We start from the raw sequence: 14,149 nt of genomic DNA on the forward strand, positions 1-14,149 counted from the left end.
TCCGCACCCGCGTGGCGTCCCCTGGGGACCGTACCGTGCGGTCGAACCGATACCATGCTGCGCGATGACATTCGGCGCGGCAGGAGGTCAGGACATGGGTTCGCGAACCCGCACTCCGGCCGTCGAGCCGATGGTGCTGGTGGCGATCGCGCTCGGCGGCGGGCTCGGCGCGGTGGCACGATTCGGCATCGGCGAGCTGTGGCCGGTGCCGCCCGGACGCTTCCCGTGGTCCACGTTCGTGATCAACGTCGTCGGCTGTTTCCTGATCGGGATATTGATGTTCCTGATTACCGAGGTATGGGTTGCCCATAGGCTGCTAAGGCCGCTGCTGGGCGTCGGATTCCTCGGCGGCTTCACCACTTTTTCGACCTATAGCCTGGAAATTCGTAGACTGCTCGAATCTGGTGACACGGCCGTAGCATTCGGCTATCTCGGGGGAACGGTGGTGGCGGCGCTGGCCGCGGTGGTGCTCGGCACGGCCGCCGCGCGCTTCATGACAGGAAGCAGGTGGGGGCGGCAGAGCGAACTGGGAAACCGACGAGAAGCGAAGGGGGTCCACCGATGAACGGGATGCTGGTGGTGCTCGGCGGCATGCTCGGCGCACCGGCGCGATACCTCCTCGACCGGGCCGTCGCGACGCGTTTCGGATCCCGGCTGCCCTGGGGCACATTGACCGTTAACATTGTCGGTTCGGCGGTGCTCGGCGCTCTCATCGGCGCCGGGGTCGACGGATCCTGGCTGGCCGTCGCCGGTACCGGCTTCTGCGGTGCGCTCACCACGTACAGCACGTTCGGGTACGAAACCATCCAGTTGGTCACCAACGGTGCGTACGCGTCCGCGTTCGGCAACGTGGTGCTCAACGTGACGGCCGGCCTGGCCGCGGTGTTCGCTGCCGCGTCCGCGACCCAGGGGTCGTGGACATGATCCTGATGACGAGCCGGGCGCAGCCGACACTGAAGGGAGACCCGAGCATGGCCCATGATCGAGCCGGGCGTCCCGCGCGCCCGACCGACCTGGAAGACATCGCGCATCTGGTGACGGCCTACTACAGCCGTATCCCCGATCCGAAGGACCCGGCGCAGCAGGTGGTGTTCGGCACCTCGGGACATCGCGGGTCCAGCCTCGACACCGCGTTCAACGAAGCCCACATCCTCGCCATCACCCAGGCGATCGTGGAGTACCGCGCCACCCGCGGGATCACCGGCCCGGTCTATCTGGCGCGCGATACGCACGCGCTGTCCGAGCCCGCGTGGACGACCGTGCTGGAGGTGCTGGCCGGCAACGGCGTCACCGCGGTGGTCGACGCCCGCGACCGCTACACCCCGACGCCCGCGCTGAGTCACGCCGTGCTCCGCCACAATCGGCGGCGTACCAAGCATCAGGCCGACGGCATCGTGGTCACCCCGTCGCACAATCCACCGCGCGACGGCGGCATCAAGTACAACCCGCCGCACGGCGGTCCCGCCGACACCGTCGCCACCGACGCCATCGCCGCGCGCGCCAACGAACTGCTGCGGGCCGGGCTCACCGAGGTCAAGCGCACCACGCTGCGCAACGCCATGCGCACCCTGGTGGAGCGCTACGACTACCTCGATCACTACATCGCCGACCTGCCGAACGTCTTGAACCTGGACGCGATCCGGGGCGCGGGCATCCGGCTCGGCGCCGACCCGATGGGCGGCGCCAGCGTCGACTACTGGGAGGAGATCGGGCAGCGCTACGACCTCGAACTCGAGGTCGTCAACCCGTTCGTCGACCCGACCTGGCGGTTCATGACGCTGGACGCCGACGGCAAGATCCGGATGGATCCCTCCTCGCGGTACGCCATGGCCGCGCTCGTCGCCATCAAGGACGACTACGACATCTCCACCGGCAACGACGCCGATGCCGACCGGCACGGCATCGTCACGCCCGACGGCGGCCTGATGAACCCGAACCATTTCCTCGCGGTGGCGATCGAATACCTGGTGGCGAACCGGATGGGCTGGGACGCGCTCACCAAGATCGGCAAGACCGTGGTCACCTCGTCCATGATCGACCGGGTGGTCAGCGTGCTCGGCCGCGACGTGCACGAGGTGCCGGTCGGGTTCAAATGGTTCGTGCCCGGATTGTTCAGCGGCAGCCTGGCTTTCGGCGGTGAGGAGAGCGCCGGGGCGTCGTTCCTGCGGCACGACGGCACGGTCTGGACCACCGACAAGGACGGCATTCTGCTGGCGCTGCTCGCCGCCGAGATCGCCGCCGTCACCGGGCAGAGCCCGTCCGCCCGGTACGTCGAATTGGAGCGCCGCTACGGCAGCCCCGCCTACGCGCGGATCGATGCTCCCGCCAGCGCGGAACAGAAAGAGCGTCTGGCGAAGTTGAACCCGGACATGATTGCCTCCACAGAGATCGCGGGCGAGCCGATCACCGCGGTCCTCACCCGAGCGCGCGGAAACGGCGCCCCGCTGGGCGGACTGAAGGTGACCACCGAGAACGCGTGGTTCGCCGCCCGGCCCTCCGGCACCGAGGACAAGTACAAGATCTACGCCGAGTCGTTCCACGGCCCCGAGCACCTGACCCAGGTGCAGGCGGCCGCGGAGGAAATGGTCGGGCAGGCGCTGCAAGGTGCCAAGTAGAGATGTGCCGGGCACGGCGACGGACCGTTCTGTCGCCACCGGCGATCCGGCGATCGATGGGACCGTCGCGCCTTCTGCCTCGGTGACGATCCGTGAGCCGGTCCGGCGTGGGCGTAACCGGCCCGAACCGCTTCCGGTCGAGATCTGGGTCCTGGTCGGCGGGTCGTTCGTCATCGCCCTCGGATTCGGGTTGGTCGCGCCCGTCCTGCCCCAATTCGCGCGCAGCTTCGGAGTCGGTGTGGCCGCGGCGTCCGCGATCGTGAGCGCGTTCGCGTTGATGCGGCTGCTGTTCGCGCCGTTCAGCGGGCGGCTGGTGCAGCGGCTGGGGGAGCGCTGGGTCTACCTCAGCGGATTGCTCATCGTGGCGGTGTCCACCGGCGCCAGCGCGCTGGCCCAAACCTATTGGCAGCTGCTGGTCCTGCGATCCGTCGGCGGTATCGGGTCGACCATGTTCACGGTGTCCGCGCTGGCGCTCGTCATCCGGATGTCACCACCCCAGCAACGCGGCCGGGTGTCCGGCGTGTGGTCGACCAGCTTCCTCGTCGGATCCATCAGCGGCCCGCTGCTGGGTGGCGTGCTGGCCGGGCTCGGGGTGCGCGCGCCGTTCATCATCTACGCGCTCGCGCTGCTCGCGGTCACTCTCGCGGTGTATCTGGCACTGCGGAATTCCACCCTGGCCGCGCCCGAAGTCAGCGGCGTGCTGCAGGTGATGTCGTTCCGCCAAGCGCTCGTGCGCTCGGAGTATCGGGCCGTGCTGTGGTCCAACTTCGCCAACGGCGCCGCCATCTTCGGTGTGCGCATGGCCCTGGTGCCCTTGCTCGTCGTCGAGGTGCTGAAACTGCCCAGCGGGATGGCCGGTGTCGCGTTGACGACGTTCGCCGCGGGCAATGTGGCGGTGCTTTTCCTCGCCGGACGCGGTTCGGATCGCTTCGGGCGCAAGCCCTTCCTGATCGCCGGAGCGCTCATCTGCGCCATCGGCACCGCCGGTCTGGGCTTCGCCCCGAACCTGCTGTGGTTGCTGGTGACCTCTGTGGTCGCCGGTATCGGCTCCGGCATGCTCACCCCCAGCCAGCAGGCCGCGCTCGCCGACATCATCGGCCCGAAGGCGCGTGGCGGGCCGGTGCTCGCCGGATTCCAGATGGCGGGTGATCTCGGGACCGTCATCGGGGCGGTGTCCGTCGGTGCGCTGGCCGAATACACCTCCTACGAGGTGGCGCTGACCGTGACCGGAGCGTTGCTCGCGGCCGCGGCCGTGGCCTGGCTGGTGGTGCCGGAACCGATGCAGCGAGGTGGCGAACCCGAATTCGCCGGAGAACGCGACAAAGTGGATTCGGGATAGTCGCAGCTGTCGCCGCCGCCGGATACCGGCGCCCGCGGGCCTGCCGATCGCGTGTCGGCATGGCCCGGCGGCGAAGATCAGCGGCGGGTGCGGCAAAGTATCCGAGGTGAGCGATTCGCGTCCGAATTACACCCCGCGCCCGATGTCCAGCGTGACCACCTACGCCCTGGGCGCGCTCGCCCTCGTCGTGGTCGTCGTGATCGTGATCGTGGCCGTCCGCAGCGGACGCGGGAACGAACTGCCCGTCCGCAACGACGGCTACGGCCAGGTGCACAACACCGCCGTGGTCTCCGTCCTCGCCCCCGACGGCACCGTCCTACTCGGTCGCCCGGACGCCGCCAAGACCATCGACATCTTCGAAGACCCACTCTGCCCCGCCTGCGCCATGGTCGAACGCGCCTACGGCCAGGAGCTCGCCCAGAAGGTCGACGAAGGCAAACTCGCCATCCGCTACCACTACGTCAACTTCCTCGACGAACAGTCCGCCAGCCGCGACTACTCCACCCGCGCCATCGCCGCCGACGAATGCGTCGCCGCCGCCGGCTCCGGCCCCGTCTACTCCCAATTCCAGCACCGCCTGTTCACCACCGACCAGCCCAAGGAAGGCGGCGACAGCGACCTCACCAACCAGCAACTCGCCGACCTCGCCCGGGAAGTCGGTGCCTCCGCCGAGGCGGTGCAGTGCATCAGCTCCGGCGCGAAAGTCGAAGCGGCCAAGGCGAATGCGCAGACCGCGACCGAGGCTTTGAAGCGGCTGAACGATGGGAAGGTCTCGACACCATCGGTTTTCGATGGGACCAAGCGTCAGGATATGAACAATGAGAACTGGGTGGTGGAAGTCGCGCCGTAGGGTGGGGCGGGTTCTGCAGGGCGGTATGAGAGCGACGTAATCTGCTGTCCGCCAATAGGTCTACGGCTTCGTGCAGGGTGATGCTGAGCCGCTGTGGTCGTTTGTAGGACGGTGGCCATGTCGAGGGGGTGGGCGGTAGCGCCGCGCCGCTCGTCGGCGGGCTCGGTGTAGGCGTCGAATCGGGTTGTCTGCCACCGGAACTCAGGTGCTACGCGACAATCGGGCCGCGCTGGAGACGGTCCTGTGCCTGCTGGTGCTCACCACCGAACTCACCGATGCCTATACGCTACGATCAACTGCTCGCTCGAAGGCCTTGCCACCTTGGACGGACTACCGCCGGCCCGGCACGAGGGCGCGGCGATCTCGGCCGACTTCCTGTTCGGCACCTATCCCTATCGGTGTCCCCAAGATCTGCCGAAGGTCACGGCGGAGATCGCCTCCCGGGGTCGCCGCGACGCCTCAACTTCCTTGGCCGCCGTGACCTGCGCCACTCGCACCGCAACAGCTCGAACGGCGCGCCACGTGGCGGTAACTGCTGTGGGGCAAGAAATTTCAAGGGCCGATGTTGGTCATGGCCGTGTCGGGGATTTCGTCTTCGGGGGTGATCTGACGGAGTTGGCGGTGCAGGAGACTTCTCACCGGGTAGGCCAAATCCTCGGGGGTTGGGGTGTCGGCCTGGAAAGGGGAGGGCCGACGGGCATTCATGTGGCTTTCGGGCAGCGGCGATGGCGTGTGGATGTCGCTGTGCGTGGGCAGGTATCGGTCCCTCTCGCTTGTGGGACGGGGTGAGGGTACGTCGCTATCGGTGTGTGGGGAGAGATGCCGGCCCCCCTGGCTGAGGGCGGGCAGCTGCGAAGGCGCGTCGATATCGGTGTGCGGAAACAGGTATCGGGCTCCCTCACGGACAGTGGTGTGGATGTCGCCGTTGGGTGTGGTCCATTGCAGGCGGTCGGCGTCGGCATGCCAGATACGCCACGGCTGTTTCTTGTTGTCCGACAACGTCTTCAGGCGTTGGTGTCGGCTGCACAACACCACCAGTCCGGAGCTGTCACCGGTCGGCTGTGCATCCACTTCGCACTCCGCGGCCGGCAGCACGCAACCCGGGAAACGGCACATTCCGTCGACCGCGCGGATTTCGCGGACCAGTCGCGGCGACACCGGGTTCGCGGTGGCTACGTCCGGCTCGGTGGAACGCTCCGGTATGACCTCGAACCGCGCGTGCTCGGCCAGCATTCGTGCCAAGGCGGCGTCGATCGGCCCGTAGCCCGCCAGAAAGGCCGGCGCCTCCCGCATCCCGAACAGTGAATCCGCCGGAATCCCGATCTGAATCAGCGGACGGCGCGGCGTCTCGGGTTCGAGCCGTACCGGGCATCGATCACCTCGTCCACACCCGCACCGCAACCGCCCCGACCCGTCCGCCAGCGCCACCAGCGCATCCGCCCGCCGCTGCGGCATAGTCCGCGGATCCCGCGCGCACACCTGCAGGCTCATCTCCCGCAACCGCATCGCCACCGTCTGCGCCCCCGGCGCCGGCAACAGCCCGTCGAACACCGCCATACTGTCCTGCACAGCCCGAATCCGGACGTCCCGCTCCTCCTGCCGCTCCTCCCGACGCCGTTGCGCCCCACCAGGATCCAGCCGCATCACCCACCGCCTGGCCGCCTGCCGCAACCGCGCCGGATTCGTCCGCCCCGCCGCCTCGATCAACCGCGGCTCCAGCACCTCCGCCAACTCCTTGCTCAACGCCCGCGTGCTATCCACAATCACCCGCACCTTCGCCAAATCGATCCGCCCGCGAGCGAACGCCTTCCACGTCCGCGGCAACGCCTCCTCCAGCGCCAACCCGATATCGATCAACGCCGCCGCCGTCCCCTCATCCGCATGCAACGCCACCGCCACCTCGGTCGCCGCGAACTCCCCGGCCCGCACCCCACCCACCCCCGGCTCCACACTCCCGGCCCGATGCCGCCGATACAACTCCCGCACCGCGCCCACCTCCGCAGCCTGCGCCGCCGCAGCCGTCCCATGCGCCTCCCGCAGCCCATCAATGAGTTCTTCGTCACTCATAGCCCCGAAGTCCAGCTCAACAAGCCCCTTGAGTTCGAACATGTGTTCGATTCTACGCCCACCAACCCCCTCCCGCCAGCCCATATCTAGGCGATTTGGTTTCCACACACCCCGTCGTGTAACTTCATTCAAGCGCGAACGGGGAAGCCCGGGAGCGTCCACCCAGGGGCTATGGCGCAGCTGGTAGCGCACCACACTGGCAGTGTGGGGGTCAGGGGTTCGAGTCCCCTTAGCTCCACCGATGTATTCGGTATACGAACCGCTTCCGATCTGGGAGCGGTTTTTGTATTTTCGTCGGCTGTTTCCGTCTCGGCGTGGTTCTGTGGCACGTGGAATTCGGGGATCAGCCGGTTGGATGCGCCGACGATCACTTGGGCAACCAGCGCTCCAATCAACGCCTATGTTTGGTTGTGGTTACCTGTTCGGGCGATGTCGCTGATCTGATTCGCGATCGCTTCGAGGGTAGTCGGTTGGGGATCCTGAGAGGTTCGGCGTCCAGTTGGCTGATGAAAAGGTAGTCGGAGCCGGACGCGGCGCGATGCGCTGGACTCTCGCCCCGGGGGGTGAGGATTGTTTGGGCGCGTTCCCAGGTGTCGATGTCGATGATCCGTGCGTGACAGCCGGTGATTGTGTTGTCGCGGCAGGTGAGTTAGCCGAGATATGTTCGGTCAACGCCCTCAGGATCTGCTGCCCCGACCAAGTGCCGCCTGCGGTGTTCCGGTGGCCACGTTCATTGAGAAGCTTCGCGATACCGCGAGCGCCGATGACGACTCGGTGGACGATGGCGTCACGCTCGAACTGCGCGAACATTCCGAGCATCTGCACCAGCATGCTTTCCATGGGGAAGGCTGTGTCGAAAGGTTTTGTCGCGGAACGGAATACGAAATCGACCCAGTCGCGCTCGTCCAGCAGCACGACCATGTCTCGGAGGTTGCGCGAGAATCGGTCCACCCGACAGACCAAAGCACGTCGATGGCTCCGCTCCGAGCGGCGGTCATCAACCTTCTCCAATCTGGGCTGCTTCGTGCTGGCGCCGGACGCATCATCAGAAATCGGGCGGTGAGCCGCCACCCGTGCTGTGAGTTGATGTAGGAGCCCAGCCGGGTGCCTTGAGCTTCGATCGAGTAGGGCTGGTGTTCATCGTCGGTGGACCGGCACACGTAGATCCCAACGCGGACATCATCGCCGCGAATGGTCACGGGGTTCTTGCTACTGGACCGCTTCGACGCCGGTCGTGCCATGTTCGCGCCTTCCTACCGTGCTGTCCCATTCGAGGGTAATTCCAATCCCAATCGAGAAGGTTTCTTGGACGGTGAGGAAGCTGCCCTCAGCGGAAGGTGAATTAGCTGGATGGGGCCTGAGCTCGTCCACCGAGATGAGTGGCCAGGAATGCTTCGATGGCGGCGTTGAGGCGCTCGGCGTTGGAAGCTTTGCGGATGCCGTGCCCTTCATCGTCGAATAGCAGGTATTCGTGCGGTATTTCGGCCTCGGTGAGGGCTGCGGCGATCTGGTCGGACTCGGTCACCTTCACTCGGGGGTCGTTTCGGCCTTGGACGATCATCAGGGGTATCCGTATGTCGCTGGCCCGAGATAGTGGCGATCGTTCCCAGAGCATGTCGTGTTCAGTGTCGGGGTTGCCGACTTGGCGGTGCCAGGTGCCGACTTGTCCTCGGTACTGTGCGGACAGGGTGTTGATAAGGGTGATCAGGTTTGAAGGGCCGCAGATGCTGATCGCGGCGCAGAAGACGTCGGGGGTAAATGCCGCGCCGACGAGGGCGGCGTACCCGCCGAAGGATCCACCGTAGATTGCCACGCGTTTCGGATCGATCCATCCCTGGCCAACCACATGGTCGACAGCGTCGAGGAGATCGTGGTGCATGGCGCGCCCCCATTCCCGGTCGCCCGCGTTGATGAATGCCTTTCCGTATCCGGTGGATCCGCGAAAGTTGACCTGGATCACCGCATATCCGCGGTTGGCTAGCCATTGCACGGTCGGTTTGTATCCCCATGTGTCGCGCACTGAGGGGCCGCCGTGGACGAGTAGCACGGCAGGCAGATCCGCACGCGGTTGCTCGACCGGGAAGGTGATGTAGCCGTTGATTGTGAGTCCATCGCGGGCGGTGAACGCCAACGGTTCCATGGCGGCGAACTGGTATCCAGCCAGGTCCGGACGCTCGTCGTAAAGTGGTGCGATTTTGTCGGTGGCGCAGTCGTAGATGTGATAGCGGGTCGACGTTCGGTCGCTGGACTCGGCGACGAGCCAGCGATCGGATCCAGGGGAACGGGAAATGCTGATGTCGCCATCGAGTTGCGCGCGGAGGTGGTCGATCCTCGTCCCGAAGTCCGGGTCGAGGTGGACCCAGATCCGCCGGTCCCCTAGGAAAACGGCAGATTGCGGCCGCAGGGTGAATGGGTCGGAGTAGACGGTCATCAGATCGTAGGTGTCGTGACTTGCGAGCACTGTGTGGTCACCGGTGTGCTGGTCGATATGGATCAGCCGCTTCGTGTGCGAACCAATGCCTGATGACATGTGGATGTTTCCGGCGCGGTCGAAGGTCGGCAGTCCAGTCGTCGCCGTGTCTTCCGGAGCGATCGTCATCCATGGCTCGTCGCGTCCAGTTGCGAGATCCCGCAACTTGATTTCGCGGCCACCGTCCGCGGTGATGCTGGCCCCGCCTCGGATGCGCAGATCGGAGTCGATGAGCCAGTTGCTGTACCCCGGGTTGGACTCCAGGTGTTCCAGGGTGCCGGTGGTGAGGTCGAGACGGTAGGGGTCGATGCGTCTTGGGTCGTCGGAAGGGAGCCCGATCAGCATTGTGTTGGAGTGAAAGTGGTTGTGCGCCAGGATGGTCGCGCGAACGCCAGCACCGGGGGTGAGGAGCCGGACCTCGCCGCTGGAAAGGTCGAGTGCGTACAGGCGCCAGTTCTCGTCACCGTCGAAGTCCTGGACGTAGACCAGGGTCGAGCGGTCATGGCAAAACAGGAACGACCGGATCCCCGGACCGCGGTCATAGGTGACCGGCGCTGCAGCTGCCACATTGTCGACCGGTCCGATCCACACATTTGCGACGCCGTCGACCCCATCGATGAAACCGATGCGGTAGCCGTCAGGAGACAGGCGGGGGGTGGGCCGCCCACGGCTGCCGAACAGAACGGATCGCGGGATCAATACGGGCATACCGTCAGCTTTCCGCATCCGCGGGTTCGCTCCTTCTCGGAAGCTTCAATGGAGAGGCCGAGCCCCGGCAGCACTGATGCTGACAGCGCAGCCAGGGATCAGACACCGGTGGGTCGTCGAAAATTTTAGGGCAGGTTGAGATGGTTGACGATGCCGTTTTCGGTCACGCACTCGTTGCCATCGTGTTCGCCGGTGCAGTTTTCCCAATGTCCGTCGAATCCCTCGTTGGCCATGGCGACGGCGGGGCCGAAGGCCAGGCCGCCACCGATGGAGCCGAAGGCCAGGGCGGCACCGGTAGCGGCGGCGGCGATGATCTTCTTGAACTTCATGGATCTTCCCTTATCTGTTGTGGGTTATTCGAACCACTCCAGCGAGGCTGGAGCGCGTCTCGGGTGGCTTCCCGGCCCGTGCTTGGCGGGCGCCGATCGAAGAGGGCGATTCAGAGCACTGCCGTCTACCTGGTCAGGGGATCTGGGACGTAACCTGGCTGTGCACACACCGTTTCGGTTTGGAACTCAGAGTTGATGACGTGTGGACTGTGGTACATGCAGATGGGCGTATCCGTCCCAATAGCAGGTGAGTCCATGGACAGTTGGTCAATCCCGAACGCAATGCTCGTGACAAGGACGCCTGCGGCCACGAGCAGCCAAATCCATTGCTTAACAGTCGCCCCCACTTGCTCCCCCTGTGATTTGTGCCTTACCTGATCCTCGCCAGCGTGAGGATGTTGCCTTCACTAACCTTTGACGGGCTTGCGGCGCAACAGGTTCCAGTAGAATCGGTGACCTGAGTCACAGTCAATCGGAAGGCTCCGATCGGAACGGGTACCGACAGAAAGGTTGACTGTTTCCCAGGCAGCCCGTCTCTTCGTGGCAGGTGCTTCAGCGGCGAAATCTACGGGGATAGCGCTTATTTCGCGATCCCGAGCGTCGTGGTTGGATCGTGTAGGTGGCCTGTTCGCCATGCTTCTGGGCCTCCTGCCCCTTGTCGTTCCTGCGCGGTGACCGGGCTAGTGCCTCGTCAAGCAACCTTCGGTAGGTAATCGGGTAACCGGATCTTGGAGTTGACTGCGAACTCGCGTTTGGGTTGGGCGTGCTGGTTGTGCCAGCGGATGTAGGCGCCGATCGCGGCGTCCTGTTCGCCGTGGCTGCGGTGGTCGGTGCCATTGAGTGCGAAGTAACGTAACGCCGCGAATTCGGACTCGATCCAGTTCAACCACGACGAACTCGATCCAGTTCAACCACGACGAATAGGTCGGCAGGAACACCAGTTCCACCTGGTGGGCCGCGGCCCACTCCCGGACCTCGGCGCGCTTGTGCGGGGAGAAGTTGTCGGCGATGACGTAGAGCTTCTCGCCGGGCCAACGCGCTCGCAGCGACTTCAGAAGTGCCAGGAACTCCTGCCAGCGCTTGCGATCCCGGATCAGGTAGTGGATTTCCCGGTGGCCAGATCCAATGCGCCGAGCAGGTGCCGTACACCTTGGGTGCGGTGGTAGGTCGTCGGCAACCGTTTCGGTCTGCGCCGCGGGAACCAGCCGCGCCCGGCGCGGGGTTGCAGGTTCAACGGCCCGAACTTGTCCACGCAGATCACCCGCCCGTCCGCGGGCCGGTAATCGGAGAGGTGGAGGATGCGGTTCATCTTGGCGGTGAACTCGGGATCGGCGCCGGCCTTCCAGGTTTCGGTGGCCTGCCACGACACACCCTCGGCTTTGAGGATCTTACGCAGCGTCTCACGGCTGATATCGGTTATCTCGTTGGTGGCCAGCGCTTCTCGTAGTTTCGACAGGCTCCACGTCGAGAACGGCCAGCCCAGATCGCGGGGGCAGCACCGGGCGGTGCAGGCGATGCGTTCACGCCTCGCCCGATCGACCTTCTTCGGCCTGCCCCCGCTCCATTTTGGACACTGATGGCGATTCGGCTGGGGCGGAGATCGTTCGGCATGATCGACACCGGTGTCTGGGTCATGGTGTCGATGGAGGCTGTGGTGTAGTTGCGTCCACGCGGGTTGGATGTGGCTCCGGCGGAGACGTTTCGGGTTGCGCGGTCCGTTACTCGGTGCTCAGCGAGTTCCGTTCGCGGCTGGTCGCGGGCGGGTTGGAGCAACGTGTGCTCGACGCGGTCCTGGAGGCAGCGCGCCGGGTCGGGTTGCTGAAGCCGGGCGGGCGGCAGCGAACTGATTCGATTCACGAGCTGGCCGCAGTGCGCGATCTCAACCGACTGCAGTTTGTCACCGAAACCTGCGAGCCGGGCTCAATGCACTTGCTGCCGTGGCACCGGAGTGGCTGACCGGCATCACCGATCCGGAATGGTTCGACAGATACAGTGCCCGATCTGAAGACGCTCGGTTCCCGAGCCGCTGGGCGGCGCGTGCCGCCCACGCGAACCAGATCGGCTCGGACGGAATGGCCGTGCTATCCGCGGTCACCTCCGCAGACGCACCTGCCTGGCTACGGCAGCTTCCGGCGGTCGAGCTGCTGCAAGAAATTTGGGTTCAGCGATACAAGGTCTCCGATGGAACGGTGTCCTGGAGAGACAAGAAAGACCTGCCACCAGCGGCGATCCGCTACTGCTCACCCTATGGCAACCAGGCCCGGACCGGCACCGAACGGGACGCGTCCTGGAACGGCTACAAGGTCCACCTCACCGAAACCTGCGAGCCCGACGCACCACACCTGATCACCCAGGTCGCCACCACGCCGGCACCGGTCCCCGATATGGCGATGACCGCGGCGATCCACACCAACCTGGCCGAGCGGGACCTGCTGCCCGAGGTGCACCTGGTCGACGCCGGCTACATCGATGCCGGATTGCTCATCGCCGCACGACGCGAACACGAGATCGAGCTGCTTGGCCCGGCGAAGTCGGCCACCGGCTGCCAAGCCGCCCCCAACGGCGGCTACACCCTGTCCGACTTCACCATCGACTGGGACAACGAACGGGTGACCTGCCCGCAAGGCACCGCCTCCAGCGCCTGGCAAGCCGGCCAATCCCAAGACGGGATCCCCGTCATCAGAGTTCGATTCCCCAGCTCAGCATGCCAATCCTGTCCCGCCCGGGAACAATGCACCCGTTCGGGTTCAGGTCGACGGCTTACCCTGCGCCACCAAGCCCAGCACCAGGCGCTTCAACTCGCTCGCACCGAACAACAGACCGAACCGTGGCAACAGCGCTACCAGCATCGCGCAGGCGTGGAAGGCACAATCGGCCAAGGCATTCGAGCCTGCGGCCTGCGCCGTTCCCGTTACCGCGGGTTGCCCGAAACCTGCCTCCAGCACCTATTGACCGCTGCAGACCTCGACCTCAACCACCTCGATACCTGGTGGGGGGGCAACACCTTTCGCTCCAACGCGAACATCACATGTCGGTGCGCTCAGGCCAGCCGTCTGACGGCTCACCAGGATTCGGCAACAGTGTTCATTTTGGGTTCAGTGCCTCGAACCTCCGGTCGTTGAACTCGTGAATTACTTGCCGCACATAGTTTTCCGATACTTGCATCAGTTGCGCGATCGCGGGGACCGGTTGCGGCTGGGCAGAGGGCATCACCACGATCGCGCGTCGCGTCCTGAGAGGTTGTCTGCTCGTCTTGGTGGTCTTCTGCAACCGGCGTCCCTCCTCCGGGCTCAACGCTCGCACAAAAACTTCCGGCTTCCGGGCCACCGGATGGCCAGTTTTTGCACGGCGCCGCCATAACCAGTCCAGATTGCGCAACCTGCATGGGTGCAGGCTTCGCGTGGAGTCAGTCTGCTCCACGCAAAGCCTCGCCCCCTACTGAGGAAGTTCGACACCCGCAGGGAGATCATACTCTTTGAGTACGACTGCATCGCTATAGTCGGGATCGAGATCCTCATTATCTCGGGAAACTCTGAACTGGATCTTCAAATACAATTCAGGGTTGTACGCCTTGAGAGGCTCAAGCGACACCTGATGAGAAATGCCGAACGGGTCAGTCAGCGTGCCTTCCCAAGAGTCACCGAATTCTTCGATATAACTCCGTATGGTCCGGCCTGGATAGCCAAGCCTTTCAACCGGGTTCAGCGCGGTCGCTTCAGCGGTGATTCTGACGCGATTGGTCATTGATGGTAACTCCCAACGCATTCGATG

14 protein-coding genes, 1 tRNA gene and 1 pseudogene are annotated in these 14,149 nt (G+C 65.0%); 7 read left to right on the forward strand and 9 right to left on the reverse strand.

Annotated features, from left to right (window positions below):
* Window positions 1-64 precede the first annotated feature (64 nt).
* The 5 genes from crcB (BJ987_RS12725) (at window position 65) to BJ987_RS12745 (ending at window position 4,804) form a co-directional block, all read left to right on the forward strand.
* The gene (crcB, locus tag BJ987_RS12725) at window positions 65-565 is read left to right on the forward strand and encodes a fluoride efflux transporter CrcB (RefSeq protein ID WP_307869588.1); all 501 of its coding nucleotides are present in this window, start codon (window positions 65-67) and stop codon (window positions 563-565) included.
* Window positions 562-924: a fluoride efflux transporter CrcB gene (gene crcB, locus BJ987_RS12730; RefSeq protein ID WP_209888624.1), complete on the forward strand. Its 363-nt coding sequence runs from the start codon at window positions 562-564 to the stop codon at window positions 922-924. The genes crcB (BJ987_RS12725) and crcB (BJ987_RS12730) overlap by 4 nt, the downstream gene beginning before the upstream one ends.
* A gap of 47 nt (window positions 925-971) precedes the next feature.
* Window positions 972-2,615 (forward strand): phosphoglucomutase (alpha-D-glucose-1,6-bisphosphate-dependent), encoded by a 1,644-nt coding sequence (gene pgm, locus BJ987_RS12735; protein ID WP_209888627.1) that lies wholly within the window; start codon window positions 972-974, stop codon window positions 2,613-2,615.
* A gap of 88 nt (window positions 2,616-2,703) precedes the next feature.
* Window positions 2,704-3,954 (forward strand): MFS transporter, encoded by a 1,251-nt coding sequence (locus BJ987_RS12740; protein ID WP_372446936.1) that lies wholly within the window; start codon window positions 2,704-2,706, stop codon window positions 3,952-3,954.
* 142 nt (window positions 3,955-4,096) lie between these two features.
* Window positions 4,097-4,804, forward strand: coding sequence for a DsbA family protein (locus BJ987_RS12745; protein ID WP_209898283.1), 708 nt, complete (start codon window positions 4,097-4,099; stop codon window positions 4,802-4,804).
* 552 nt (window positions 4,805-5,356) lie between these two features.
* Here BJ987_RS12745 and BJ987_RS12750 read toward each other — a convergent pair.
* On the reverse strand, window positions 5,357-6,913 hold the full coding sequence (locus tag BJ987_RS12750; RefSeq protein ID WP_209888630.1) for a DUF222 domain-containing protein: 1,557 nt from the start codon (window positions 6,911-6,913) through the stop codon (window positions 5,357-5,359).
* A 123-nt stretch (window positions 6,914-7,036) separates the two neighbouring features.
* Here BJ987_RS12750 and BJ987_RS12755 point away from each other — a divergent pair.
* Window positions 7,037-7,109, forward strand: a tRNA-Ala gene (locus BJ987_RS12755).
* 176 nt (window positions 7,110-7,285) lie between these two features.
* On the opposite strand, the gene BJ987_RS12760 is transcribed toward BJ987_RS12755, so the two are convergent.
* From BJ987_RS12760 to BJ987_RS37230, 6 genes and pseudogenes are all read right to left on the reverse strand, one after another.
* Window positions 7,286-7,942, reverse strand: a complete 657-nt coding sequence (locus BJ987_RS12760; protein ID WP_209888633.1) for a recombinase family protein — start codon at window positions 7,940-7,942, stop codon at window positions 7,286-7,288.
* Window positions 7,943-8,213: 271 nt separating this feature from the next.
* Window positions 8,214-10,067, reverse strand: coding sequence for a S9 family peptidase (locus tag BJ987_RS12765; protein WP_209888636.1), 1,854 nt, complete (start codon window positions 10,065-10,067; stop codon window positions 8,214-8,216).
* Window positions 10,068-10,174: 107 nt separating this feature from the next.
* Window positions 10,175-10,378 carry a hypothetical protein gene (locus tag BJ987_RS12770; RefSeq protein WP_209888639.1) on the reverse strand — a complete coding sequence of 68 codons (204 nt, stop codon included), beginning with the start codon at window positions 10,376-10,378 and terminating at the stop codon, window positions 10,175-10,177.
* Window positions 10,379-11,069: 691 nt separating this feature from the next.
* A complete protein-coding gene (locus tag BJ987_RS37220) occupies window positions 11,070-11,264 on the reverse strand; it encodes a hypothetical protein (RefSeq protein WP_245367872.1) in 195 nt (64 codons plus the stop codon).
* 61 nt (window positions 11,265-11,325) lie between these two features.
* Window positions 11,326-11,583 (reverse strand): annotated as a pseudogene (locus BJ987_RS37995) (hypothetical protein); the annotation flags it as partial.
* On the reverse strand, window positions 11,472-11,747 hold the full coding sequence (locus BJ987_RS37230) for a hypothetical protein (RefSeq protein WP_245367873.1): 276 nt from the start codon (window positions 11,745-11,747) through the stop codon (window positions 11,472-11,474). The gene BJ987_RS37230 and the pseudogene BJ987_RS37995, both read right to left, overlap by 112 nt.
* Window positions 11,748-12,315: 568 nt before the next feature.
* Between BJ987_RS37230 and BJ987_RS12780 the strand changes: the two genes are divergently transcribed.
* Window positions 12,316-13,500: a transposase gene (locus BJ987_RS12780; RefSeq protein ID WP_209888641.1), complete on the forward strand. Its 1,185-nt coding sequence runs from the start codon at window positions 12,316-12,318 to the stop codon at window positions 13,498-13,500.
* On the opposite strand, the gene BJ987_RS38355 is transcribed toward BJ987_RS12780, so the two are convergent.
* Window positions 13,463-13,588 (reverse strand): helix-turn-helix domain-containing protein, encoded by a 126-nt coding sequence (locus BJ987_RS38355; RefSeq protein ID WP_504739757.1) that lies wholly within the window; start codon window positions 13,586-13,588, stop codon window positions 13,463-13,465. The two genes, BJ987_RS12780 and BJ987_RS38355, sit on opposite strands and share 38 nt — an antisense overlap.
* Window positions 13,589-13,813: 225 nt before the next feature.
* On the reverse strand, window positions 13,814-14,122 hold the full coding sequence (locus tag BJ987_RS12785; RefSeq protein WP_209888644.1) for a hypothetical protein: 309 nt from the start codon (window positions 14,120-14,122) through the stop codon (window positions 13,814-13,816).
* Window positions 14,123-14,149: the final 27 nt, after the last annotated feature.

Source organism: Nocardia goodfellowii, assembly GCF_017875645.1.
In the GTDB taxonomy this organism is placed as follows: domain Bacteria; phylum Actinomycetota; class Actinomycetes; order Mycobacteriales; family Mycobacteriaceae; genus Nocardia; species Nocardia goodfellowii.